A 22,722-nucleotide genomic window follows, 5' to 3' on the forward strand; every position below is an offset into this window, starting at 1 on the left:
CTTTTTCTGAATCATAACTGTGTTGTCCTTATCTTATCATACCTTATGTTAAAACACAAAAAGAGCCACGATAAAATGGCTCTTCTTTGCAAAAAATTTACTCTTCACCTTATGACTTACAGTCAAATGCCGGGTTAAAGGCATAGAAGTTTTTAGAATCCAAATGTTCCTGAACTCTGCGAAGTGCTTCACCAAAACGCTGGAAATGCACAACCTCCCGCTGTCTTAAAAAGGCAATAGGATCTCTCACATCAGGATCTTTAATCAGGCGAAGCAGATTGTCATACGTTGTCCGTGCCTTTTGTTCCGCAGCAAGATCTTCACTTAAGTCTGTAATCGGATCACCAACAGACTGAAACATAGAAGCACTAAACGGCTCTCCACTGGCTGCCTGAGGCCATACTCCTGTAGTATGATCCACATAATACTGGTCAAATCCTCCTGCAACAATTTGCTCTGGTGTTAAATCGCTGGTCAGCTGATGGACGATGGTAGAAACAATTTCCAGATGTGCCAGTTCTTCTGTTCCAATATCAGTAAGGACTCCACAAACCTCTTTATACGGCATAGCAAAACGCTGTGATAAATATCTCATAGAGGCTCCCAGTTCTCCATTAGGGCCTCCATACTGAGTAATGATAACTTTTGCCAGCTGTGGATTGTTCTGTTTAATATTTACCGGATACTCCAGTCTTTTCTCATAATTCCACATCTCAACATCCCTCCTTCATCCATGGCCATTTTGTCGTTGCCCAGGTAAACGTATCCGTAATTTCTGCTGAATCAACGGTTAAAGGTTCAAAATATTGGGAATACTCTTTTAAAGCCTTATTTCTTGCACTTTGATACTTTTGAAACTGAAGGATTGCTTCCTGATCATCCGGATGAGTATCTAAATACATGGTAGTATCAATAAGAGCGAAGCTAACTGCATCAATATAATCCAGTAATTTTTTCTGATCATATTTATTCATCGACGACAGGCTCCTTTCCCATAAAATGGCTTATTCAGTTCAGGAAAAATGGTTCCATATCGTAATCCTTCTTCCGGACAATAAATCTGGTTCCAATGTTGCCACGGAACATACTGCATTGCAACGACCATAGAATCAACACCGGCATGCCGATGACTCCATCTTCCGTGGTTTCTCATAGGTGTATCATATTCACATCTTGGTTCCATAGAACGCTCTCTCTGACAAGAACAGTTCTGCCCCATATATTTTTCCACAAACATTCTCCTTTCTTCTCTGTACTAACAGTTTATGTGAACAATAACAGAATGTGCAGATTCCAATAAGAAGATACTATGGAAAAAAAGACAAGTTTTTCAAAAAAAGAGGACGAATTTTTTCGTCCTCAGTATTATTTATTCATTTTTACTTAATTGTTTTGCTTCCTCAAATTCTTTCTGTATGACTTCATCCGGTTCTTCTGTACAAAGACTTACCACAATAATAAAGATTGATGAAACTATAAACGCAGGAAGCAGACAATAAATTTCAAAAATACCGCCCAGTTTTGCAAAGGTCATTGGCCAGATAAATGCCAGAATACCTCCGCTGAGCATTCCTGCAACAGCACCTTTCAGATTGGTACGTTTCCAGAATAATGAAAATAAAACCAGTGGTCCAAAGGCACCACCAAAACCTGCCCATGCATTTTCCACCAGTCCGAATACAGAACTGTTTTCATCCATAGCAATGATAACACCAACAATAGCAATGACAATTGTCGTGATTCTTGACACAACTAAAATATGTTTTTCTGTAGCATTATTTTTGAAACGTCCCTGGAATAAATCCTTTGATACACAGGAAGATGCAATCAGCAGCTGTGAATCTGATGTACTCATAGTTGCTGCAAGAATTCCTGATAAAATAATACCAGCTAAAAACAATGGAAGCAGTCCTTTAAATAAATGTGTTGTCATATAAATAAAGATTCTCTGATTTCCAGAACCAGCCAGTTCTTCTACATTAGGATATAATGCAGCTCCTGTAAATCCGATGCATACTGCAACTGTCAGAGAAATGACAACCCATGTCATTGCAATATTTCTTGATTTCTTCATCTCTTCAGGATTACGGATTGCCATAAATCTTACAAGAACATGTGGAACTCCAAAATATCCAAGTCCCCATGCCAATCCGGAAAGAATAGGAATAACTCCCTGTGATACTGCATGTCCAGTGGCCGGATCATGATATTTCATCACATCAAAAAATCCTTCCAGCCCTTTTCCATATTCAATAACATGTCCTACACCGCCGACCGCTGAAACACCAACAGCCAAAACAATTACAATTGCAAAAGACATTAATAATCCCTGAATAAAGTCCGTTGTACTGGCTGCTAAAAATCCTCCCAGTGATGTATAAAGGACAATAACAATAGCACAAACAATCATACTTGCCTGATAATTCAATCCAAATACAGAGTTAAATAATGTACCGCATGCTGCAAATCCTGATGCTGTATATACAGTGAAAAATACCAGAATCATAATAGCCGCAATACTGCTTAAGATCTTTTTGTCATCCTTAAAACGATTACTGAAAAAATCCGGTAATGTGATGGAATTCTCAGAAACTTCTGTATAATGGCGAAGACGTTTTGCTACAATCTTCCAGTTTAAATAAGTTCCCAGAATCAGTCCAATAGCAGTCCATCCGGCCTGACTGAATCCTGTTGCATAAGCAAGTCCAGGAAGTCCCATCAAAAGCCAGCTGCTCATATCAGATGCCTCTGCACTCATGGCTGTTACCCACGGTCCCAGACCTCTTCCTCCCAGGAAATAATCCTCTGATGTCTTATTTTTCTTACTAAATACAACACCAATTCCTACAACTAGTGCCATATATAATATCATGGCAATTAAAATAGGTATTTTCATAGTCTCTCTCCTCTTCTGTCTATTATTTTATATGTAAGAAACCAAGTCATCTCTGACTTGGTTAAAATAATGATATCAATTATAGCACAATAAAGTGTAAAAGTGCAAGATTATTCCAATTGTATGGAATACCGAATTTATAAATTATTATAAAACTGTTTTTAATTTTGCTACTGCCTTCCTGCTCCTTTTACTATTTAAATCCCGATAGTCAAAGAATAAAAATCCATCTGCACCTTTTCCGCGTCCGTATAATACCTGCTTCTTCAAAACACTGGTATCATATCTCCATTCTTTTTTTTCTCTTGGATTTTCTCCTGTGTAATACCCCGCTCGATATACGGCAATTCCAATGTAAAGTTTTACCTTTTTACTTTTTGCCGCATTAATCCATTGATCGGTCATTTTATCAAATTTTGCTGTTGGATGTTTAAATCCCCAGTAAATCTGCGGACATATATAGTCTACATACTTTGTAGAATTCAACCAGCGATAGATATCAACATAATAGGAATACTTGCTGGTCAGATTATCGATATTTCCTGCAGGACTGATGCCATAAGTCACATTCGGATTAATTTTTTTGATAGCAGCTTTCATCTGACTGACCAGACTATTTACCTGTGCACGACGATATGCATAGATACTTTTTCCACTCTTCTTATAAGAAGATTCTTCGTATTCTTTTGCATCAAATGCAGTTTTAACGTTTTGTTTGGTAAAAAACGGATAAAAGTAATCATCCATATGAATACCATCAACATCATAGTTCTGTACGATTTCCTTTACTCCGTTAATAATCAGGTCCTTTACTGCTTTTTTGGAAGGATTATAATAAAGACTTCCTCCGTATGAAAGAACATTTCTCTTTGTTGATTTCTCAGCATGCCATATCCTTGCCGGATTATTTTTTGATAATCTTTTGTAATTTGTGGAATCATTTGTCACACGATATGGATTCACCCATGCCTCAATCTTCATATCATTTTGATGAGCCACTGATACCATAATCTTTAGTGGATCAAATCCCGGACTTTTCCCTTGTTTCCCGGATATATATTTTGACCATGGAAAATATTCTGACTTATAGATAGCATCTCCAAAAGGTCTCACCTGAACAATAATATGATTCATTCCAAGATTTTTCCCTTTTTTTACCACTCCAGTAAAATAAGATCGAAAGTTTGATGCTGTGCATTTTTTATATTTTGCACGATAAGCATCGTAATCATAAAAAGAAAACCAAAATCCTTTATATTCTTCATAAGCTACAGTTGTTTCTACAGGCGCAGCTGTTGTAGTTGTTTCTACAGCCGTTGTTTCCTCTGTACCAGCTGCTTCAATTACTGTCTGGCTACAAAGATCTACAAACAGAGCACTGACTAACAGCAATACTGTCAAACGGATTTTCCCTATTCTCATCATATAACCCCTCTATATTTAATTAAATCTTTGAAACTATAATGTCTAAATCCAATGGAAATGCTCACATGCTTTCTTTATTCCATCATTTACATTGGTATCTGTCACATAACTTGCAACATCTTTCAGATCCTGACATCCATTTCCCATAGCAATAGAAAACCATTCCGGACAAAACATATCCATATCATTGTAATCATCGCCAAATACCACAACATCTTTAATATCTGCATTTAGATGTTTCATCATATTGATAATTCCCCCCCTTTTATTATCCGGCTGAAACATCAGATATTCTGGTTCAAATCGAAGATGTCCTACTAACTCTTTTGTTGTAAGTTTTTCTTCTTCCTCTTTTGGAATTGCCACATATACTTTGAAATATTTTTCTACAGCTTCCAGATCAAGCTGATCATCAATAATATATCTAGTTGGTTCTTTTCTTTTCCCAACCTGACGAAGAAACAAATCATCTTTCATATATACATCTCTGGTATCATCTGAAACAATACACCATCCATATCCTAGTTCTTCTGCCTGATTAGCAATCTTTATACACCCTTCCTTATCCAGAGGAATGTTTTCAACAAATTCATTGTCAATTACATAGCCGTTTCCACCATTACAAACCATATTTTTAAATCCATAGGCCTTAGTGAATTTTTCTGCTTTATAATGAGCTCGTCCTGTGGCAATAGCAACAAAATGCCCATTTGCTTCAAGTTTTCTTAAAGTTTCCAGTGCACTTGGTACAACCTCATTGGTTGACCTGTCAGTTAAAGTTCCATCGATGTCAAAAAAGAAATATTTTTTTTCCATAATGTGTCCCTTTCTTGATAATGAATATATTTTATTTGATTTGCAAACTATTTAACTGGTCATAAAATGTAGGATAAGATACATCTACACATTCTGCATCTTCAATAATTGTTTCTCCATCTGCATTTATTCCTGCTATGGAAAATGTCATAGCAATTCTGTGATCATATTTACAATGGATGCTTGCACCATGAAGTTTATTTCCTCCACGAATAATCATTCCGTCATCCGTTGCTGTTGCATCAACACCCATTTTTACAAGATTATCTACAGTTAATGCAATTCTGTCAGACTCTTTTACTTTTAATTCAGCAGCATCCTTAATGACAGTTTCTCCATCCGCAAAAGCTGCCAGCAATGCAATAACCGGAATCTCATCGATTAAAGTAGGGATTACTTCCCCGCCAATAACTGTTCCTTTCAGATGACTGGTTTTTACAATAATATCTGCCGTTGGTTCTCCACCATTGTCCACAATGTTCTCCAATGTGATATCTGCTCCCATATCTCTGCATACACGAAGAATACCATCTCTAGTCGGATTAATTCCAACATTTTTTAAGCATATATGTGAATTTGGAGTAATCAGTCCGGCAACAATAAAAAATGTTGCGGATGAAATATCCCCTGGAACAGTAATATCCGTAGCATACATTTCATCTGGAGGTGTAATGGTTGCCGTTGTACCCTCTGAATCTACCTGAACTCCAAAAGAACGAAGCATTAATTCTGTATGATTTCTTGAAAGTACCGGTTCTGTCACACTTGTCTTTCCATCTGCATAAAGTCCTGCTAATAATGCACAGGACTTTACCTGTGCTGAAGCAACTGGCGATTCATAATGAATTCCTTTTAATTTTCCACCACAGATATGCAATGGAGCACATCCATTTCCATTAACGCTTTCAATATCTGCTCCCATCATTTTCAGCGGATTCATGATTCGCTTCATTGGCCGTTTATTTAATGATGCGTCTCCAGACAGTGTTACCTGGAAATCCTGTCCGGCAAGAATCCCGGAAATCAGGCGAGTGGTTGTTCCACTGTTCCCTACATCTAAAATTTCCTCTGGCTGTTTTAACCCATGAAGCCCATTACCATAAACTGTTACATCAGTTCCATTCTGCTCAATCTCTACTCCCATTTTTCTAAAGCAGTCGATGGTTGCCAGACAATCAGCGCCTGACAAAAAATTACTGATATGGGTTGTTCCTTTTGCAAGGGATCCAAACATAACCGCACGGTGACTAATCGACTTATCTCCTGGAATTGATAATTCTCCCTGAAGTCCGTTTACTCTTGTAAGTTTCATCTGTTATTTCCTCTCATATACTATATAATTTTTGTCTCTTAAAATTTCTTTTGCTCTTTTTGCTGATTTATCATCATACAGCATAATTTTCAGAACACCTTCTTCAAATTCTCTGTTATGGATAATACCAATATTTTTTATACTGATATTATTCAGCGCAAGTAATGTAGTCGTAGTAGATAATGTTCCCGGTTCATCTGGAATATCAACAAAGATTTCATATGATTTTTCCATAAGACCTACTGCACTATCCGGTACAGAATCCCGATATTCCCCTGCCTCTTTAAAATATGTATTTAAATAGTCATGATTTTCTTCATCTAATGCCTCAATTATCTCCTCCAGATGATCTTTGGCCTGAAGAAGTAACATTTTGATATTTTTCTTATTTGAAAGGGAAATCTGTTCCCAAACCACCGGAGAAGAAGATGCTATACGAGTAATATCTTTAAATCCTCCAGCTGCCAGCTGCTTTAATATTCCATTATCTGTATCCATATTCTTTACAAGATGAACCAGTTCAGCTGCAATTATATGAGGTACATGACTGATTGCAGCAGTAAATGCATCATGCTGATTATAATCAAGTAAAATCGTAAGTGCGCCTAACTCCTCAATAAAACTGGTAAATTCTTTAACTTTTTCTTCATTTACTTTTTTTGTTGGAGTTATAAAATAATATGCGTTCTCCACCAAACGGTCTGAGCTGAAAGAAAAGCCTGCTTTTTCTGATCCCACCATAGGATGACCTCCAATAAAGCATTCTTCCATCTGAAGTTCTTCAACCTTTTTATGTATTTCTCCTTTTACACTTCCCACATCTGTAATAATACAATTACTTGAAATGGCATTCTTCAGTCCCTGTAAATACATTATATTATATTGTACCGGAGCGCACAAAAAAACATAATTACAATCCTTAAAATCATTTTCATTTCCATCCGATATCTGATCAACAATACCGTCCTTCAATGCTTCTTTTAAAGTTTCTTTATCTTCATCGAATCCTATAATCTTATAATTAGGAAAGACTCGTTTTATTCCTTTGGCTATTGAGCCTCCAATCAAGCCCAGACCAATAAAACCAATCGTAAAATTATTGTCTGTTTTCATCATTTTTCTCCTTAAACTCTTCTTTTCATTTTACCGTTACATATTTGAAAAGTCAACAATTTCCCACTTTAAAGCAGAAAAGTAAAAAATCAAAAAAAATTGTATTGAATGGAGTCAAAAAATGATTTATGATAAATATGGATTATACTTAATTAGATTATATAAAGGAGCATGTCATGTTTGAGAAAGCCGTTATTTTTGCTACAGATGCCCATACTGGACAAAAAAGAAAAGGAACTCATCTTCCTTTTATCATCCATCCTTTGGAAGTAGCCTCAATCGTTGCCACAATGACAAAGGATGAAGATATGATGTGTGCCGCTGTTCTCCACGATGTTGTAGAAGATTGTGAAGACGTATCAATAGAAGATATCCGAAAAGAATTCGGAGACAAAATTGCTTCTTATGTTGAGCAGGAAAGTGAAGATAAAAGTAAAACATGGGTAGAACGCAAAGGTCGAACCATTGAATTTCTAAAAAATGAAGCTTCTTTAAATTCCAAAATTCTGGCCATGGGGGATAAGCTTGCTAATATCCGTGCAATTTCCCGTGATTACAAATCTATAGGAGAAGAACTTTGGCAACGATTTAATATGAAAGACAAGGACATGCAAGGATGGTACTATAAAAGTTTAATTGACGGCTTTGAGGATTTAAAAGAATTTCATCAATATACTGAATATTGTTACCTTGTAGAACAGGTTTTTGGAAAAAAAAGGACTGATTAAACCATATCAGCCCTTTCTTTTTTCATTTCTTTCATCAATCATTCTATAAAACCAATGATGGCAATTCTGACATATTGTTAATTACATAATCTGCTCCTGCTTTAAGGAAAGAATCTTTTACCTTCTGACAAAGATTATTTTTTTCATCTTCTGACAGATTATTATATTCTTCTTCAGAGAGACCCATTTCTGAACTTCCCTCAATCACACCTACTGATATAACTCCTGCATTAATTCCTTCTTTTATATCTGAAATCGTATCTCCTACTTTAACAACATTTTTTACAGAAGTAACATCTAAAGCTTCCATATTTTTGAAAATCATATATGGATAAGGACGTCCTTTTGAATCTACAGAATCCGGACTGAACCATGCATCCGGCTCATAGCCATTGGCTTTTGCGGTCTTTGTCACAATTTCCATCATCTCGTCTGTATAACCGGTAGTAGACCCGATTTTTATCCCATTGGCACGAAGTTCTCTTACTGCTTCCAGTACATAAGGTTTAACATCTACAAACAGATTCAGTACTCCAAATAACTTTTCCTCATAAACTTTGTACATGGCCTGTACATCATCTTCATTTGACGGTCGACCATATCTCTCCTGCCATAAATTCTGTATACGTTCCATTTTGAGCATTGTTCGAATATGTTCAATTTTTAACATTCCCATAGGTTCTCGGACTTCTTCCATAGTTGGTTTCACTCCGAATTCCTCAAACACTTCTGAAAAAGCCTGTACAGGTGCAAAACATCCATAATCGACAGTTGTTCCTGCCCAGTCAAATATTACTGCTTCTATTTTATTATCCATTCTTCTTATCCTCCAGAAATTCTTTCATAATGTCACAAAGAGCATCCACATCTTCTTTATATATTTCTCCAATATTTCCTATACGAAATGTTGCTGCTTCTGTAACCTTTCCAGGATAAATGGCATATCCTCTTTTCTTGATATAATCATACATTTCTTCAAACGTAAAATCAGCATTTTCAGGAAACAAAAATGTTGTTATGATCGGACCTTGTTGTTCTTCTTTGATATAGGTTTCCAGGCCCATTTCTTTAAATCTACGAATGATTTCCCGGTTATTATCATAATAACGTTTGGAACGTGCTGCGATTCCCCCCTCCTGTTCCAGTTCCTCCATTGCTTTTGCAAATGCAAGCACTGTATGCGTAGGAGATGTAAATCTCCATTTTCCATCCTTATCCATAGTTTCCCACTGGTCATACAAATCTAAAGAAAGACTTCTTGCCTGCCCTTTGGTTTTCATCAAAGCATTTTTCCTGGCGATAATAAATGAAAATCCCGGAACTCCCTGGATACATTTGTTAGCACTGCTGATCAGAAAATCAATTCCAAGATCCTGCACTTTAATGTCAACACCGGCAAAACTACTCATGGCATCAATAATCATGGTACGGTTTTTCTGTTTTACGACTCTTGTTACTTCCCCAATATTATTTAAAATACCAGATGTTGTTTCACTATGTACCATGGATACATGGGTGATGGACATATCCTGATCAAGAATTCTCCCAATTTCTTCAGCATCAGGCACCTTATCATAATCCTGATGATAAATAACATAAGATAATCCTGCATGCTTTGCAATATCCTCCATACGCTCTCCGTATGCTCCATTTGCAACAATCAGAAGTTTATCCTCCAAACCTACTGCACTTGTTAACACAGACTCCACGCCAAAAGTTCCACTTCCCTGCATAAGAATCACGGTATAATCATCTTCATTTGCATGGCAAGCTTTAAAAGTCCGCTCCGGATATTCAAAGTGATTTTTTTATAATCATCATCCCATGTGCAATGATCAAACATCATTTCTTTTTTCACAGTATCCGTTGTGGTTAACGGACCTGGTGTTAATAATTTATAATTCATACTTTATTTCCCCATTGCTTTTTCTGATAACTGCTGATGCTGTTTCAATAAATCTAATGTTAATTTTTCTTTGAATTCTTTTGGATTACCTGATTTCTGTTCTGTATCTTCTTTTTCTCCATTGTATAATGGCACCGGATAGTATTTAATAAGTTCTGATCTGCCGTTTTTAATAATACATTCTGCCATTTCCATTGCAAGTTTACTCTTATTATTATCGTCTTTATCAACGACTGCTACAGATTCTGTTAATGTAAAGTTTCCTTCTGTTGGATCAACATAATCAATTGGAAGTCCATCTTTTTTGTCCGCAACTGCCTGCTGTCTTAATCCAAATTCAATTGCCACTTCTCCGGCTCTTACTTTTTTGATTGGACCGGAACCTGAATCTTCAATATGATCTCCAGCATTCTCATAAATATTCTTTAAAATGTTCTGAGCTTCCTCCTCTCCATATTCAGAAACAAGTCCCTGAATCAGCAGCCATGCTGTAGAAGATGCTTTTACGTCTGTCACAGAAATAAATCCTTTATAGACAGGCTTTGCCAGATCTTTGATAGATTTTGGTGCTGGAAGTTTATTTTCTTTCATAACTTCTGTATTCAGTATTAAAGTTCCTTCCTGTGCAGTAATTGGAGATTCGTACTTTTCAAATTTATTTTCATTCTGAAGATTTCTGTCAAAAGAAAGATCTTTAAACATTTTATTTTTATCCTGTGCACTTTCTACATAAAAAGTACTCATAGTAATCATATCCGCTTCTATCTTTTTCCCCTCTGCAATTAGTTTTCCTCCAAGTTCTGATGTACCAAAGGTCTGGAATACATATTTCCCTTTATATCCGTTTCCATCCAGCGCTTTTTTCATTGATTCCACAGCTTCGTCATCTGCATTTGAGTAAATAACTACTTTTTCATCTGCCTTTTTTGAACTGCATCCGGTCACTGCCAGACCAGTTGTAGCCATCAATCCTGCCATTAGGGCAATAGACACTTTTTTCATAAATTTTCTCATTTTTCTTCTCCTTTATAATTTGTTTTTTTATTTGCCAACCATTGGAATAAATATTTCGCAATGATATTGGTTATCAGAATTAATATAGATAAAACAAAGACTTCATTAAATTTGTTATAATACTGCAGCTCTTTGATTTTTGTTGTAATTACCATAGTATGTGCTCCTGCAAGAAAGATAACTGCACTGATGGTTACCATGGCATTTACAAAGTAATAACTAAACACTTCAAGAATAGTTCCAAAAGCATTTGGCGTTACAATACGAATGACGGTTTTCAGCCATGTATCACCCATAAGCATTGCCGTTGTTTCCCATGATGCATTCATTTTTGATAAAGAATTCTTTACCATCAGATATGGTGTTGAAAAATAATGAACCACATTACACACAATTAAAATAATGAATGTTCCCTGAAGATTTGTTCCGCTAAACGTCAATAAAAATGCAATACCAAGAACCATTCCAGGAATCGTATTAATTACCAGAGCTATTGCTTCTATAACACTCTTTAATTTATCATTTAATGTACTTCTTGCTGTAATCAAAGCAGCTCCATAGCTTAAAAGAACTCCCACAACCGCTGTGGCTGCTGCCACAAATAAAGAATTTGTATATACTCCAATTAAGTTAGGATCCTCAAATACAGCTGTTACATGCTCCATACTGAAACTTAATCGATACGGCCATTCCTCAACAAATGGAATCACAAATATAACTGCAAAAACAGATAATATAGCAAGCATAATACATGCACTGATTACTCCAAATATTCCATCACGCATCAGATTCTTCTTAATCTCTACAGAAGAAATTTTATTGTAACGAATGTTATATTTCTCCAGCCATTTTAAAATAAGAATACTTATCACTGATGGCATCAGCATAACAATTGCCACCACTGCTCCACGATTAAAATCCGGAATACTTCCAAGCATCTCCTGATAAAGAATACCTGCAATAGTATCCACCTTTCCTCCAACAGAAGCCGGAATACCAAAATCTGTAAAACTTAAAAAGAACGACTGTATCATTGAAGTTGCCAAAGTTCCAAGCAACGGCCTTAGTACAGAAATATTGAAATTTGCTATCGCGCTATCTCCCATTAGTCTGGATACCACACTGAACTTTTTATCAATATATCCCATAGTGTTATAAATCAGCATAAATGCTGTCGGAATCGTATAGATTACGTAACCGAGAGTCAATCCCGGAAATCCATACATATAAATTTCATGTCCAAAGATTTTTGTCAGAAGACCTTGTTTTCCAAAAGAATAAATAATGGCAAATCCATAGGTAATCGTTGGAAGCAGCATGGGAAGTAATGCTATCCAGTGAACGATTTTTTTCCAAAATCCCGGCACTCTCGTATAATAAATGGTATATGCCAGTATAAAAGCCAGAATCGTTGTAATAAGAGAGCTTAGTAATGATACCGTCAGACTGTTTCTCAAGGCCCTTATAAAACCTGTTCCGCTAAGAATATCTTTAAAATATTTAAGCGTAAAAGAACCTTCTCCTAAAAAAGCCTGATTTAAAAGTTTAAAGAACGGCACTGCCAGAAACATAAGGAAAACCAGCATTATAATGGTATATATCAGCTTAATCTCTATATTTTTTCTATTTTTCATCCTTCTATCCTAATCAATATTTCATCTCTTTTATCAAGAAACTAGAATATCCCTTTCCATCTTGCCTTCATTTCCACCAAACAAATTAAAGATATTATTTTTCTTTATTCTCAACTGATTTAAAATAAATTTTTCCACAAATTCATTTTCAGGTTCATTTATAATTTTCTCCGGCTCTCCAAATTGAGCAATTTTTCCTTCATTTACTATCAATACACGGTCAGATAATGTCAACGCTTCTTCCGGATCATGTGTAACAATGATAGTTGTCAGATGATATTCTTTCGCTATTGTCTTGATACGATCTTTTATAGACTCTTTAATAACACCATCCAACGCACTCAATGGTTCATCCAGCAAAAGAATTTTAGGTTTCATAACCATTGTTCTTGCAAGTGCAACTCTCTGTTTCTGTCCTCCAGAAAGCTGTTCTATTTTCTTTGATAAATGTTCTCTTAATCCAAGCAGGTTTATTAAATCCTCTACTTCCTCTTTTGTTGAAATATCAGGTTTATTTCTCAATCCATAAGTAATATTCTTATAAACATTCAGATTAGGAAATAATGCATAATCCTGAAATACAATATTAAATCCTCTCTTCTCCATTGGAAGATTTGTCATATCTTCACCGTTATAAATGATTTTTCCACTGTCTGCATCTGTTATCCCGAGAATCAGATTTAATAACGTTGTTTTTCCACATCCAGATGGACCTAATATAGAGACAATCTCTCCATCCTGGATTTCCAGATTAATCCCATCTAATACTACTGTCTGGTCATATGATTTTTTTATATTCTCCAGTTTTAACATAAAATGAAACTCATTTTTTTGATCAATCAGATTTAACCTTCTGGTTTTGTCTTGAAACATGGATGATTATAGCAACCGATTTTCCCTTAAACTATCATAAAAAAATAAAAACCATGTAAAGAGAATGTAAATCTTTACATGGTTTTTACTCTGCTAAATTGTAGTAAAATTACAAAATTCTAATGTTCTAAATAAGCTTTATCGCTTATTATCTTACTGCTTCTGTCAAGTTTCTGTGAATAAGTTTCATAACGTGATATCAACAATCCCATATAAATCATATCAACCAGTAAAAGCTGGCTTGTTCTCGAAAAAATAGCATCTCCATAGAACATTTGATCCTGACTGGTACAAATCAGAAGATCTGCATATTTACTAATTGCAGAATCTTTAAAATTAGTTATTACAATAGTTGTTGCTCCACTCTTTTTAGCAATCTTCATAACCTCAATAGTGTCCGCAGAACAGCCGGAATAAGAAATTCCAATAGCCACATCTTCCTTTGTCAGATTGCTGGCACAAATTCTCTGATGATAGTCATCATCCATATGTCTGCAGTTTAATCCAAGATATAATAATTTTGTCAGCAAATCTCGTGCTGTCACATTGGAATTTTCCACACCATAAATATCAATGATTCTTGCCTCATTCAAAACTTCTATAACTTTTTTATAAGTTTTTATAGATATATTTTTTAAGTTTTCTTCCATCATATTTGTTGTTGTCATGAAAATCTTTCTTGGAATATCTTCCAGTCGGTCATCTGGATTTAATGAATATCCATACATGGGCTGAGGTAGCTTCGGCTCCTGTTTTCGAGCTGTTTCTACAGTCAACGCATGGCGAAATTCTTTAAATCCCTGAAATCCAAGGGCTTTAAGCAGCCTTAAAATAGTTGGCTGACTCACATTGCATTCTTTCGCCAGTTTATGTAAGGATTGACCAGGAATTTCATCTATATTTTCCAGAATATAATCTGCCGCCTTTTGTTCTGATGCCCTCAAGTCTCCATATTTCGTTTCTATCAATATCTTAATACTGATTTCCATTATATTTCTCCTGTAATTTTTCTACAAAAAATTAAAATATTTTTTTAATAATACCGCGTTTTTATTTTAGCATATACAGTAATATTCCTAACGGACAACTATGTTAAATGTTTGTAAAACTATATTCTATACTCTTTTATCATGATCACCATTGCTATTAGAAGTAATATGCTACATAAAAAAACAGATGTATTCCCTATTACTCCAGTCATATATCCTCCAATGGCAGCACCTAAAATAAAAAATACAATAATTCCATAGTACCGATATCCCTTTATCAGATAATCTTTATTTTTTGTTTCCAGGTATTGGAACAGAGATTCTGTTCCACTTCTAAGATTCCCTGTACACATGGTACTGGCAAAGGGATGTCCGTGTACTCTACGAAAAGTTTCAACTTGCATTGAGCATACAAAAGAAATTAATACATTGGCAATAACGTTCAATTTCCCCAAAGGTATAAAACCTACCAGCGTTATCAATATGATTTCCAGCAAAATAATTCTTTGTCTCCAATGTATTTTATGTTCTTCTTTAAACAGTTTTTTTACTATTTCTACCAGAATAACGCCAAATGCAAATGCAAGGATTGGAATAAAATAATAAAAAGCCTTTTGCAGATTTCCTTTTTGTAGATATACACCGAACAATACAATGTTCCCTGTCTGGGCATTGGCAAAAACATTTCCTCGAAGCAGGTAACTGTATGCATCTAAAAATCCACCTACGATTGCCAATAAGGCTGTCAGAAGAAAACTTTCCGACATCTGGAGTCGTTGTTCCTCCATTAGAAATTCACTTCCCTTCCTGACAAATAAAATGCTGTCATAAGACGTATCATATCATCTAAGTCTTTACTTCCTGCCATCTCATATGCCGAATGCATCGCCAGCTGCGGCAGTCCAATATCTGCTGAACGCATAGATACCTGTCCAGTTGAAATATTTCCAAGAGTTGAACCTCCCGGCATATCTGAACGGTTAAAAAATGTCTGATATGGAATATTTTCCTTTTGACAAAGATATTTTACTACTGCAGCAGACTGTCCATCTGTTGTGTATTTCTGAGCAGCATTGAATTTTAATAAGATTCCTTCATTTAAATACGGGCGATTGGAAGGATCTGTCTTATTTGTATAATTAGGATGAACTGCATGTCCATTATCTGCAGATAACATAAAACTGTCTGCAATTGCCATTAAATATTCTTCCTGATCTTTTCCTGTCGCATAACATATTCTTTGAAGAACTTCCGGTAGAAATGTAGAACCTGCTCCCTGTTTTGTACCACTTCCTACTTCTTCATTATCAAAAATACAGCACATGGTTACATAATCTTCTGATTTAGACTCAAGAAATGCCTGAAGGGATGCAAATGCACATTCCAAATCATCCAGTTTCGGAGATGCAATAAACTCTTCATCAGCTCCAAGAACAGTCCCACTCATACGATTATATAAAAATAAATCATAAGACAAAATATCATCTCTTGAAACATCTGTATTTTCTGCAATTAATTTCAGCAGTGTCCCCTCTTCCAAATTTCCTCCAAATAAAGGCAGTAAATCCACCTGTGGATTTAATTCTTTTTTATCTATGCCTCTCATCATATGAATTGCCAGATGTGGGATCATCAATAAATCCCGGTCAATATTTACCAAATGACTTTTCAATTTCCCGTTCTCGTTGACGATGATACGGCCTGCTACAGATAACGGTCTGTCAAACCATGTATCTAAAAGCATCCCACCATATTTTTCTGTATTTAACTTTGTATAGTGTTTTTCTACTTTTATCTCAGCATTTTCTTTGATCCGAAAAGTCGGAGCATCACTGTGACTGGCAATCAAGTGAAATCCGGAAAAATTCTTTTTGGGAATCCTGAAAGCAAGAATGGAACTGTCATTTCTCGTAACAAAATACCTGTTTCCCTCCTGAAGATTCCAATGATCTTTTTCTGATAATTCCTCAAAGCCTTGTGCACATAGTTGTTTCTTTACATTTTCTATTACATGAAAACAGCTGGGGCTTTTTCTGATAAATTCAAGCAGACAATCTACATTATGATTCATAAAAACACCTCCCATTATCGTCTTTCTATCAAGAATAACACAATCCTTCAAGACTTTCAAAAAATCCTGAGAATATTTTTCTACATATTCTCAGGATTTTTCCTATACATTTTTATTTTACATATCAATTAACTTTAATATTTCTTCCTTAGAAACTGCCATACGAATTTTTTCAACCTTTTCTATATCAGAACAGGTAATTGCAAGTTTTGCTAAAATGTCTAAATGTTCTCCATCAACTCCTGCAATTCCTATAATAACATAAGCTGTTTTATTTTTTCCAAAGGATACTCCATCTGGGACTTGAATCAATGCAATTCCTGATGATTTTATATACTTCTCAGAACCTCCAACCCCATGCGGAATAGCCACTCCATTTCCGATATATACGGAAAATTTTTCTTCTCTCTCCAACATGGCATCTATATATTCTGGTTGAATATGTCCTCGATTCAAAAGCAGTTTCCCTGTTTCTTCAATAACTTCTTTTTTATCGCTGAATTTTGCACCTAACACGATACTATCTTTATCAAAAATATTGCTCACAGCCATTCCTTTCTGAACTTACCGAACCAAAGCTCCCTGTTCTTCCATTACTTTCTTCATATCCTGCGAAATATGATTATCTGTAATAATCACATCAAATTCAGAAATTTTAGCAAAAGAACATACGGTTTTTGTCCCAATTTTACTGCTATCACATAACAAATATTTTCGGTTACCAATTTTCATCATTTCCCGCTTTATTTCAGCATTATCAAGATTCGGAGTAGTTGCCCCTTTTGCAACGGATAACGCATTGGTCGTCATAAAAACTTTATCCACGGAAAAATCTTGCAATGCTCGTATTCCCATTCCGCCAACTGTACATTCAAAAGAAGTTCGAACTCGTCCTCCTAAAAGAATCAAATGTATTTCTGGAAATTTCTGAAGCTTTAAAGCAACCTGAAGGTCATTGGTAATAACCGTTAAATTTCTCACATCACTTAATAATGCTGCCAGCTCTAAAACTGTAGTCCCACTGTCTAGTAATATGGTATCTCCATCCTGGATTTCCTCACGGGCCTTCTTTGCAATCTGTTCTTTTTCGCTTTTATTTTTCTCCTTTCGAGAAGAAATGGAGTCTTCTCCAAAAACAGGATCTTCTCTTACAATCGCTCCACCATGAGTTCTGGAAAGTAACCCTTTCTGCTCAAGCTCTGTCAGGTCAATCCGAATCGTTGTTCCACTGACTCCAAATTCCTGTATCAATTCTGTATTGCTAACCCGTCGGTTTTTTTTCAACAATTCTAAGATTTTTTCCTGTCTTTCTTCCGCAAACATCGCATTTTCTCCTTTAAAAGATATCTTTAAAAAAAATTATATCTCATTCCTGAATTTCTGTAAATGAATGCGATTAAATTTTATTTTCTAGCTGCCTTTATTTTCTCAATAATCACATCATACTGTTCTCCTGCAAGGAAGTTATCTACAGAGAAATGTACAGCATTTGGTCTTACATCTTTTGCTCTTTGAGTTAATGATTCATGAGTTACTACAATATCTACATCTTCCGGCAAATCAGGAATAGCTACATTTTTCACCTCAATATCATCAAATCCTGCTTCCTTTATTTTATTTTTGAGAATAGATGCTCCCATGGCACTAGAACCCATTCCCGCATCACATGCAACGAATACTTTTTTGATTACCTTATTTTTCAAATCAACTGCTGTTTCTACTACTTTACTTGTTCCTTCTTCTTTCATAGAATCTTTCTTATCCACTGCATCATCATAGTCATCTCCACCTTTGGAAACCTTTAGAATAAGAGATCCTACAACAAATGATACTGCCGTAGATAACAACATACCTGCGATGATTGGAATATAATCAGATTTTGGAGCAACTGCTAATACTGAAAAATAACTTCCTGGAGATGCTGTTGCAACCAATCCACAGTTAAATGTCTGGAATACGAAGTTACCAGATACTGCACCACAGATGGATGCGAGAATCATCTGAGGTTTCATTAAGATAAATGGAAAATATGGCTCATGAATTCCACCAAATGCATGGATAATTGCTACACCTGGTGCTGTTCTCTTAGCTGTTCCTGTTCCAAAGAAGCTATATGCCAACAGTACACCAACACCTGGACCTGGATTTGGTTCTAAAATGAACAAAATAGATTTTCCAGCTTTGGCTGCTTGTGTAATACCAATCGGTGATAAAATCCCATGATTAATTGCATTATTTAAAAACAATACTTTTGCCGGCTCAATAAATACATTTGCAAACGGTGTTAAACCTTTTGCAATAATCCAGTTTACACCTCCAGATAGAACCGCATTTAATGCCTGTACCAATGGTCCAATTCCAAAATATGCGGCTAATACCAAGAAAATTCCAAGAATTCCACAGGAAAAATTATTTACAATCATTTCAAATCCTGGCTTAATTCTTCCCTCAAATAGTTTATCCACCTGCTTCATACACAATGCTGCAACTGGACCCATAATCATAGCACCCATAAACATTGGGATATCTGAGCCTACAATGACACCCATAGTAGCTGCTGCACCAATGACTCCTCCACGATCACCGTAGAAATTCTTTCCTCCCGTATATCCAATTAAAATCGGTAGTAAATAAGTTAACATTGGTGAAATTAATTTAGCAATTTTTGCATTTGGTGCCCATCCTGTCTCTAAGAAAATTGCTGTAATTAATCCCCATGTGATAAATGCGCCAATATTTGGCATTACCATGCCGCTTAGCACACCTCCAAATTTTTGGATTTTTGCACGAAATCCTGTACTACTGTTTCCCATAGTTATCCTCCTTTATAATATTTTAATTGCTTTCTCTTTCAGTGATTCATTTCCGATTTTTACGATCCGTACTGCCATTTTCCCATCATGCCCGGTTGCCAAAACCTCAGTATCATCAAGAATTGCATCAACAAAAGCTGTATCCTCTGCCACATATGCATCTTTGAACAAATAGGTCCAGCTATGCATCGTCGGACGTTTTATATCATGATTCTTTGTACAAGTCATAACTTTCTTCTCATGAATATCGCCTAACGAAATTACTCCTTCTGTTCCAAGTATTTCTACTCTTGCATCATATCCATACTGAACATACTGAGCACCTTCTACAATTCCCTGCATTCCATTTTCAAATTCCACATTCATAATCACATTATCGTAAAAATCAGGATATTTCTCTGCAACTTCTTTGTTTCGATAATTACCGCCTACAGCATATAAACTGCTGATTTCACTTCCTGTAAACCATCGGACTGTGTCAATGTCATGACTGCATACCTCTCCAAGAGGCCCATTACTGATAGAAATATCATACATCCATTCTTTTGGTTTACTTGGTCCTCTCGTATGAGATTTTACGGAAACAACTTCTCCAATTTCTCCTGATTCAATTAATTTTTTCGCTTCCTGAAAACTTTCATCAAAGCGACGCATAAACCCAATCTGAAGTTTGACTCCATTTTTTTCGGCTGCTGCGATCATTTCATCACATTCATTTTCATCCATTGCCATTGGTTTTTCACAGAAAATGTGCTTTCCTGCTTCAGCTGCTGCAATTGTAATTTCTTTATGAAATTTAGTCGGACAGGCAATCACAACTGCATCAATATCTGGGTTTTTCATTACATCGTTATAATCTTTATAAGACAATTCAATTCCTAACTCTTTTGCTGCTTCTTCTGCCACATTCCCAACAGGATCACAAACAGCAACGATTTTACCTCTTGGAACTCGTCCAACAAAATTATGTCCATGAATCATTCCGGCTCTTCCAGAACCAATCAGACAAATCTTTACTTCCTGTTTCATTTCGGTTTCATTCCTTTCTAATTACTTCTGTTTTTTGTATTCTTCTATGATTGCTACTCCTGCACTTGTTCCAAGTCTTTCTGCTCCAGCTTCTACCATAGCCAAAGCTGTTTTTAAATCACGAATTCCACCAGCAGCTTTTACTTTTACTTCATTTCCAACAACAGATTTCATCAATGCTACATCTTCTACCGTTGCTCCACCAGTTCCAAATCCAGTGGATGTTTTAATAAAATCAGGTTTTACTTCTTTGGCAATTTCTGCAACTTTTTTCTTTTCATCATCTGTCAAATAACAGTTTTCAAAAATAACTTTAGAAATTACATTGGCATCTCTGCATATCTTCACGATTTCTTCCATCTCTTTTTTAATATAATCATAATTGTTATTTTTCAGTTCTGCGATATTAATCACATAATCAATTTCATCGGCACCTTTCTCTATAGCATCTTTTGTCTCAAAGACTTTACATTCTAAAGTTGTCTGTCCGAGAGGAAATCCAATTGCTGCCCCTACATGTACCGGGCATCCTGCCAACTTTTCTTTACATCTTTCTGTCTGTGCCGGATTAATTGCTACCATTTTAAAATTATATTCTCTTGCCTCATCACATAACTTCTGAAATGCTGCATCATCTGCAAATGCCTTTAAATTTGTATGATCCACCATATTTGCCAATTGTTCTACTGATACCATTTTGTAACCTCAACTTTCTTTATTTTCTTTTGTTTTGTTTTATTATTCTTTGTTTGTATCTTTATATTACATCGTTTCCGTTTATTTGTCAACATTTAAATTGTATAATTCAAAACATAATGAAATTAAATAAAGATTATTATTAAAAAAGAGACTTTCATAATTACTTATGAAAGTCTCTTTTTTAAGATTACATATGTTTTAACTTACTCATGATACATGGTATAAATAATCACTGCATTATGCAGTTCCAATATTTCAAATGCATCATGGAAGGATTTTCCTGTTAACTGTTCAATTCGCTGCAATCTATATTTGATTGTGTTTCTATGAATAAACATCTTTTCTGATGTGTTTTGAAGGTTACAGTTTTGCAGAAAATATTCTTTTAAAGTTTCCACTAACTCAGTATGATTTTCCTCATCATACTGAATCAATCCACCTATTACTTCTTCACAATAACTCTCTAATAATTCTTGGTTTTCAAAAGACATCAATAATCGGTAAAAACCAAGTTTGTCATACCACAGAACCTCCTGATGTCTATGAAGTTTTTCTGCCAAAGTAATACATTTGGATGCGTCCTGAAAACTTTTCTGCAAATCTGCCAAATGCTCATAACTTTTCCCAACTCCGATTGCAAAGCTCCATTCCTTCTTTTCATCTGCTAAATATTGGCATATTTCTTCATAAGCAGACTCTGCTTTTTCTCTTTTCTTTTCTTCCGCCTGCATCATTCCTACCAGATTATTGCTATAGCAGGATGCAAGAACCTGATAACCATTTTCTTTAAAAACAGCAATAATTTTTTGAATAATTTCCTGTTTTTCCATATTTTCCATAGCAGGAAAAGCATCTTTTCCTTTTTCCTTAAAAAAGTGAATCACAAAAATTTGCTGTGGCGGCGTTATATCATAACCAATCATTTGACTTTTTAGTTCTAATGTATGAATATTGATATTATTCCCAAAAATAATACTTGCCAATAAATCTTCCCCATCATTTTCCATATTTTCATGATAGGAAATTGCATGCCCCATTTCCTCAAAAATATTGACCAACGGAACATTCCACGGTATCACCATCAGAGGAAAATCATTTCGATTGGAAATTTCCATCACTTCTTTTGAAATTGCCGCTACATACTTTTCACCTATTAAAAGCAATGCTCCAGACATCCGGTTTTCAATGGCTTCCTGTATCAATGCAAACAAATCAAAATCTGCTTTTTGAATTACCGGTGCACTGATAATCAAGAGTTCCTGCCCGTGAATCCATTGAGAAAAATCCATGGTTTCTGCTTTATAAGCCCATCGTATTCCACGATTCATTCCTCCCTTACCTGAAATCACTCTGGCTTTTGCCATACTTGGCAAGGCCAATAAATCTTTGCATTGAAACATTGCT

22 protein-coding genes and 1 pseudogene are annotated in these 22,722 nt (G+C 35.5%); 1 reads left to right on the plus strand and 22 read right to left on the minus strand.

What is annotated here, in order from left to right:
• Positions 1 to 109: 109 nt before the first annotated feature.
• From KTB61_RS03575 to KTB61_RS03610, 8 genes are all read right to left on the minus strand, one after another.
• The gene (locus KTB61_RS03575) at positions 110 to 712 is read right to left on the minus strand and encodes a manganese catalase family protein (protein ID WP_075760376.1); all 603 of its coding nucleotides are present in this window, start codon (positions 710 to 712) and stop codon (positions 110 to 112) included.
• A 1-nt stretch (position 713) separates the two neighbouring features.
• The gene (locus tag KTB61_RS03580; protein WP_216696817.1) at positions 714 to 974 is read right to left on the minus strand and encodes a spore coat protein CotJB; all 261 of its coding nucleotides are present in this window, start codon (positions 972 to 974) and stop codon (positions 714 to 716) included.
• Positions 971 to 1,231 carry a spore coat associated protein CotJA gene (locus KTB61_RS03585; protein ID WP_287725502.1) on the minus strand — a complete coding sequence of 87 codons (261 nt, stop codon included), beginning with the start codon at positions 1,229 to 1,231 and terminating at the stop codon, positions 971 to 973. The genes KTB61_RS03580 and KTB61_RS03585 overlap by 4 nt, the downstream gene beginning before the upstream one ends.
• A 138-nt stretch (positions 1,232 to 1,369) precedes the next feature.
• The gene (putP, locus tag KTB61_RS03590; protein WP_075760374.1) at positions 1,370 to 2,896 is read right to left on the minus strand and encodes a sodium/proline symporter PutP; all 1,527 of its coding nucleotides are present in this window, start codon (positions 2,894 to 2,896) and stop codon (positions 1,370 to 1,372) included.
• Positions 2,897 to 3,043: 147 nt separating this feature from the next.
• On the minus strand, positions 3,044 to 4,321 hold the full coding sequence (locus tag KTB61_RS03595) for a glycoside hydrolase family 10 protein (protein WP_216696818.1): 1,278 nt from the start codon (positions 4,319 to 4,321) through the stop codon (positions 3,044 to 3,046).
• Positions 4,322 to 4,363: 42 nt separating this feature from the next.
• Positions 4,364 to 5,137: an HAD family hydrolase gene (locus tag KTB61_RS03600; protein WP_075760372.1), complete on the minus strand. Its 774-nt coding sequence runs from the start codon at positions 5,135 to 5,137 to the stop codon at positions 4,364 to 4,366.
• A 31-nt stretch (positions 5,138 to 5,168) separates the two neighbouring features.
• A complete protein-coding gene (gene aroA, locus KTB61_RS03605; RefSeq protein ID WP_075760371.1) occupies positions 5,169 to 6,449 on the minus strand; it encodes a 3-phosphoshikimate 1-carboxyvinyltransferase in 1,281 nt (426 codons plus the stop codon).
• A 3-nt stretch (positions 6,450 to 6,452) separates the two neighbouring features.
• Positions 6,453 to 7,562 (minus strand): prephenate dehydrogenase/arogenate dehydrogenase family protein, encoded by a 1,110-nt coding sequence (locus tag KTB61_RS03610; RefSeq protein ID WP_075760370.1) that lies wholly within the window; start codon positions 7,560 to 7,562, stop codon positions 6,453 to 6,455.
• Positions 7,563 to 7,738: 176 nt separating this feature from the next.
• Here KTB61_RS03610 and KTB61_RS03615 point away from each other — a divergent pair, with 176 nt between their 5' ends.
• A complete protein-coding gene (locus KTB61_RS03615) occupies positions 7,739 to 8,290 on the plus strand; it encodes an HD domain-containing protein (protein ID WP_216696819.1) in 552 nt (183 codons plus the stop codon).
• A 43-nt stretch (positions 8,291 to 8,333) separates the two neighbouring features.
• Here KTB61_RS03615 and phnX read toward each other — a convergent pair whose 3' ends face one another.
• From phnX to KTB61_RS03685, 14 genes and pseudogenes are all read right to left on the minus strand, one after another.
• Positions 8,334 to 9,107 carry a phosphonoacetaldehyde hydrolase gene (gene phnX / locus KTB61_RS03620; RefSeq protein ID WP_216696820.1) on the minus strand — a complete coding sequence of 258 codons (774 nt, stop codon included), beginning with the start codon at positions 9,105 to 9,107 and terminating at the stop codon, positions 8,334 to 8,336.
• Positions 9,100 to 10,196 (minus strand): annotated as a pseudogene (locus KTB61_RS03625) (2-aminoethylphosphonate--pyruvate transaminase). The gene phnX and the pseudogene KTB61_RS03625 overlap by 8 nt, the downstream one beginning before the upstream one ends.
• Before the next feature lie 3 nt (positions 10,197 to 10,199).
• Positions 10,200 to 11,210 (minus strand): extracellular solute-binding protein, encoded by a 1,011-nt coding sequence (locus KTB61_RS03630; RefSeq protein ID WP_216696821.1) that lies wholly within the window; start codon positions 11,208 to 11,210, stop codon positions 10,200 to 10,202.
• A complete protein-coding gene (locus tag KTB61_RS03635; RefSeq protein ID WP_075760366.1) occupies positions 11,207 to 12,844 on the minus strand; it encodes an ABC transporter permease subunit in 1,638 nt (545 codons plus the stop codon). The genes KTB61_RS03630 and KTB61_RS03635 overlap by 4 nt, the downstream gene beginning before the upstream one ends.
• Positions 12,845 to 12,877: 33 nt before the next feature.
• A complete protein-coding gene (locus KTB61_RS03640) occupies positions 12,878 to 13,657 on the minus strand; it encodes an ABC transporter ATP-binding protein (RefSeq protein ID WP_216696868.1) in 780 nt (259 codons plus the stop codon).
• Positions 13,658 to 13,836: 179 nt separating this feature from the next.
• Positions 13,837 to 14,706, minus strand: a complete 870-nt coding sequence (locus tag KTB61_RS03645; protein ID WP_075760364.1) for a MurR/RpiR family transcriptional regulator — start codon at positions 14,704 to 14,706, stop codon at positions 13,837 to 13,839.
• A gap of 119 nt (positions 14,707 to 14,825) precedes the next feature.
• Entirely contained in the window at positions 14,826 to 15,494 is a 669-nt protein-coding gene (locus tag KTB61_RS03650; protein WP_075760363.1) for a YoaK family protein, read from the minus strand.
• The gene (locus KTB61_RS03655; protein ID WP_216696822.1) at positions 15,494 to 16,777 is read right to left on the minus strand and encodes a M18 family aminopeptidase; all 1,284 of its coding nucleotides are present in this window, start codon (positions 16,775 to 16,777) and stop codon (positions 15,494 to 15,496) included. The genes KTB61_RS03650 and KTB61_RS03655 overlap by 1 nt, the downstream gene beginning before the upstream one ends.
• 117 nt (positions 16,778 to 16,894) lie before the next feature.
• Positions 16,895 to 17,329 (minus strand): PTS sugar transporter subunit IIA, encoded by a 435-nt coding sequence (locus KTB61_RS03660; RefSeq protein ID WP_216696823.1) that lies wholly within the window; start codon positions 17,327 to 17,329, stop codon positions 16,895 to 16,897.
• A 12-nt stretch (positions 17,330 to 17,341) separates the two neighbouring features.
• Positions 17,342 to 18,100, minus strand: a complete 759-nt coding sequence (locus KTB61_RS03665; RefSeq protein ID WP_075760360.1) for a DeoR/GlpR family DNA-binding transcription regulator — start codon at positions 18,098 to 18,100, stop codon at positions 17,342 to 17,344.
• Between the two features lie 80 nt (positions 18,101 to 18,180).
• Entirely contained in the window at positions 18,181 to 19,590 is a 1,410-nt protein-coding gene (locus KTB61_RS03670) for a PTS mannitol transporter subunit IICB (RefSeq protein WP_075760359.1), read from the minus strand.
• A gap of 12 nt (positions 19,591 to 19,602) precedes the next feature.
• Positions 19,603 to 20,619 carry a Gfo/Idh/MocA family oxidoreductase gene (locus tag KTB61_RS03675; protein WP_075760358.1) on the minus strand — a complete coding sequence of 339 codons (1,017 nt, stop codon included), beginning with the start codon at positions 20,617 to 20,619 and terminating at the stop codon, positions 19,603 to 19,605.
• A 21-nt stretch (positions 20,620 to 20,640) separates the two neighbouring features.
• A complete protein-coding gene (gene deoC / locus KTB61_RS03680) occupies positions 20,641 to 21,315 on the minus strand; it encodes a deoxyribose-phosphate aldolase (protein ID WP_075760357.1) in 675 nt (224 codons plus the stop codon).
• A 206-nt stretch (positions 21,316 to 21,521) separates the two neighbouring features.
• Positions 21,522 to 22,718 (minus strand): PucR family transcriptional regulator, encoded by a 1,197-nt coding sequence (locus KTB61_RS03685; RefSeq protein ID WP_075760356.1) that lies wholly within the window; start codon positions 22,716 to 22,718, stop codon positions 21,522 to 21,524.
• Between the last annotated feature and the right edge of the window lie 4 nt (positions 22,719 to 22,722).

It is taken from the genome of Anaerostipes faecalis (assembly GCF_018982945.1).
Lineage (GTDB): Bacteria > Bacillota > Clostridia > Lachnospirales > Lachnospiraceae > Anaerostipes > Anaerostipes faecalis.

Excerpts from the sequence above, each read along its gene's own strand:
- KTB61_RS03575 (WP_075760376.1), bottom strand. The coding sequence starts at position 712 with ATGTGGAATTATGAGAAAAGACTGGAGTATCCGGTAAATATTAAACAG.
- KTB61_RS03580 (WP_216696817.1), bottom strand. The coding sequence starts at position 974 with ATGAATAAATATGATCAGAAAAAATTACTGGATTATATTGATGCAGTT.
- putP (WP_075760374.1), bottom strand. The coding sequence starts at position 2,896 with ATGAAAATACCTATTTTAATTGCCATGATATTATATATGGCACTAGTT.
- KTB61_RS03595 (WP_216696818.1), bottom strand. The coding sequence starts at position 4,321 with ATGATGAGAATAGGGAAAATCCGTTTGACAGTATTGCTGTTAGTCAGT.
- KTB61_RS03600 (WP_075760372.1), bottom strand. The coding sequence starts at position 5,137 with ATGGAAAAAAAATATTTCTTTTTTGACATCGATGGAACTTTAACTGAC.
- aroA (WP_075760371.1), bottom strand. The coding sequence starts at position 6,449 with ATGAAACTTACAAGAGTAAACGGACTTCAGGGAGAATTATCAATTCCA.
- KTB61_RS03610 (WP_075760370.1), bottom strand. The coding sequence starts at position 7,562 with ATGAAAACAGACAATAATTTTACGATTGGTTTTATTGGTCTGGGCTTG.
- KTB61_RS03615 (WP_216696819.1), top strand. The coding sequence starts at position 7,739 with ATGTTTGAGAAAGCCGTTATTTTTGCTACAGATGCCCATACTGGACAA.
- phnX (WP_216696820.1), bottom strand. The coding sequence starts at position 9,107 with ATGGATAATAAAATAGAAGCAGTAATATTTGACTGGGCAGGAACAACT.
- KTB61_RS03630 (WP_216696821.1), bottom strand. The coding sequence starts at position 11,210 with ATGAGAAAATTTATGAAAAAAGTGTCTATTGCCCTAATGGCAGGATTG.
- KTB61_RS03635 (WP_075760366.1), bottom strand. The coding sequence starts at position 12,844 with ATGAAAAATAGAAAAAATATAGAGATTAAGCTGATATATACCATTATA.
- KTB61_RS03640 (WP_216696868.1), bottom strand. The coding sequence starts at position 13,657 with ATGTTAAAACTGGAGAATATAAAAAAATCATATGACCAGACAGTAGTA.
- KTB61_RS03645 (WP_075760364.1), bottom strand. The coding sequence starts at position 14,706 with ATGGAAATCAGTATTAAGATATTGATAGAAACGAAATATGGAGACTTG.
- KTB61_RS03650 (WP_075760363.1), bottom strand. The coding sequence starts at position 15,494 with ATGGAGGAACAACGACTCCAGATGTCGGAAAGTTTTCTTCTGACAGCC.
- KTB61_RS03655 (WP_216696822.1), bottom strand. The coding sequence starts at position 16,777 with ATGAATCATAATGTAGATTGTCTGCTTGAATTTATCAGAAAAAGCCCC.
- KTB61_RS03660 (WP_216696823.1), bottom strand. The coding sequence starts at position 17,329 with ATGGCTGTGAGCAATATTTTTGATAAAGATAGTATCGTGTTAGGTGCA.
- KTB61_RS03665 (WP_075760360.1), bottom strand. The coding sequence starts at position 18,100 with ATGTTTGCGGAAGAAAGACAGGAAAAAATCTTAGAATTGTTGAAAAAA.
- KTB61_RS03670 (WP_075760359.1), bottom strand. The coding sequence starts at position 19,590 with ATGGGAAACAGTAGTACAGGATTTCGTGCAAAAATCCAAAAATTTGGA.
- KTB61_RS03675 (WP_075760358.1), bottom strand. The coding sequence starts at position 20,619 with ATGAAACAGGAAGTAAAGATTTGTCTGATTGGTTCTGGAAGAGCCGGA.
- deoC (WP_075760357.1), bottom strand. The coding sequence starts at position 21,315 with ATGGTATCAGTAGAACAATTGGCAAATATGGTGGATCATACAAATTTA.
- KTB61_RS03685 (WP_075760356.1), bottom strand. The coding sequence starts at position 22,718 with ATGTTTCAATGCAAAGATTTATTGGCCTTGCCAAGTATGGCAAAAGCC.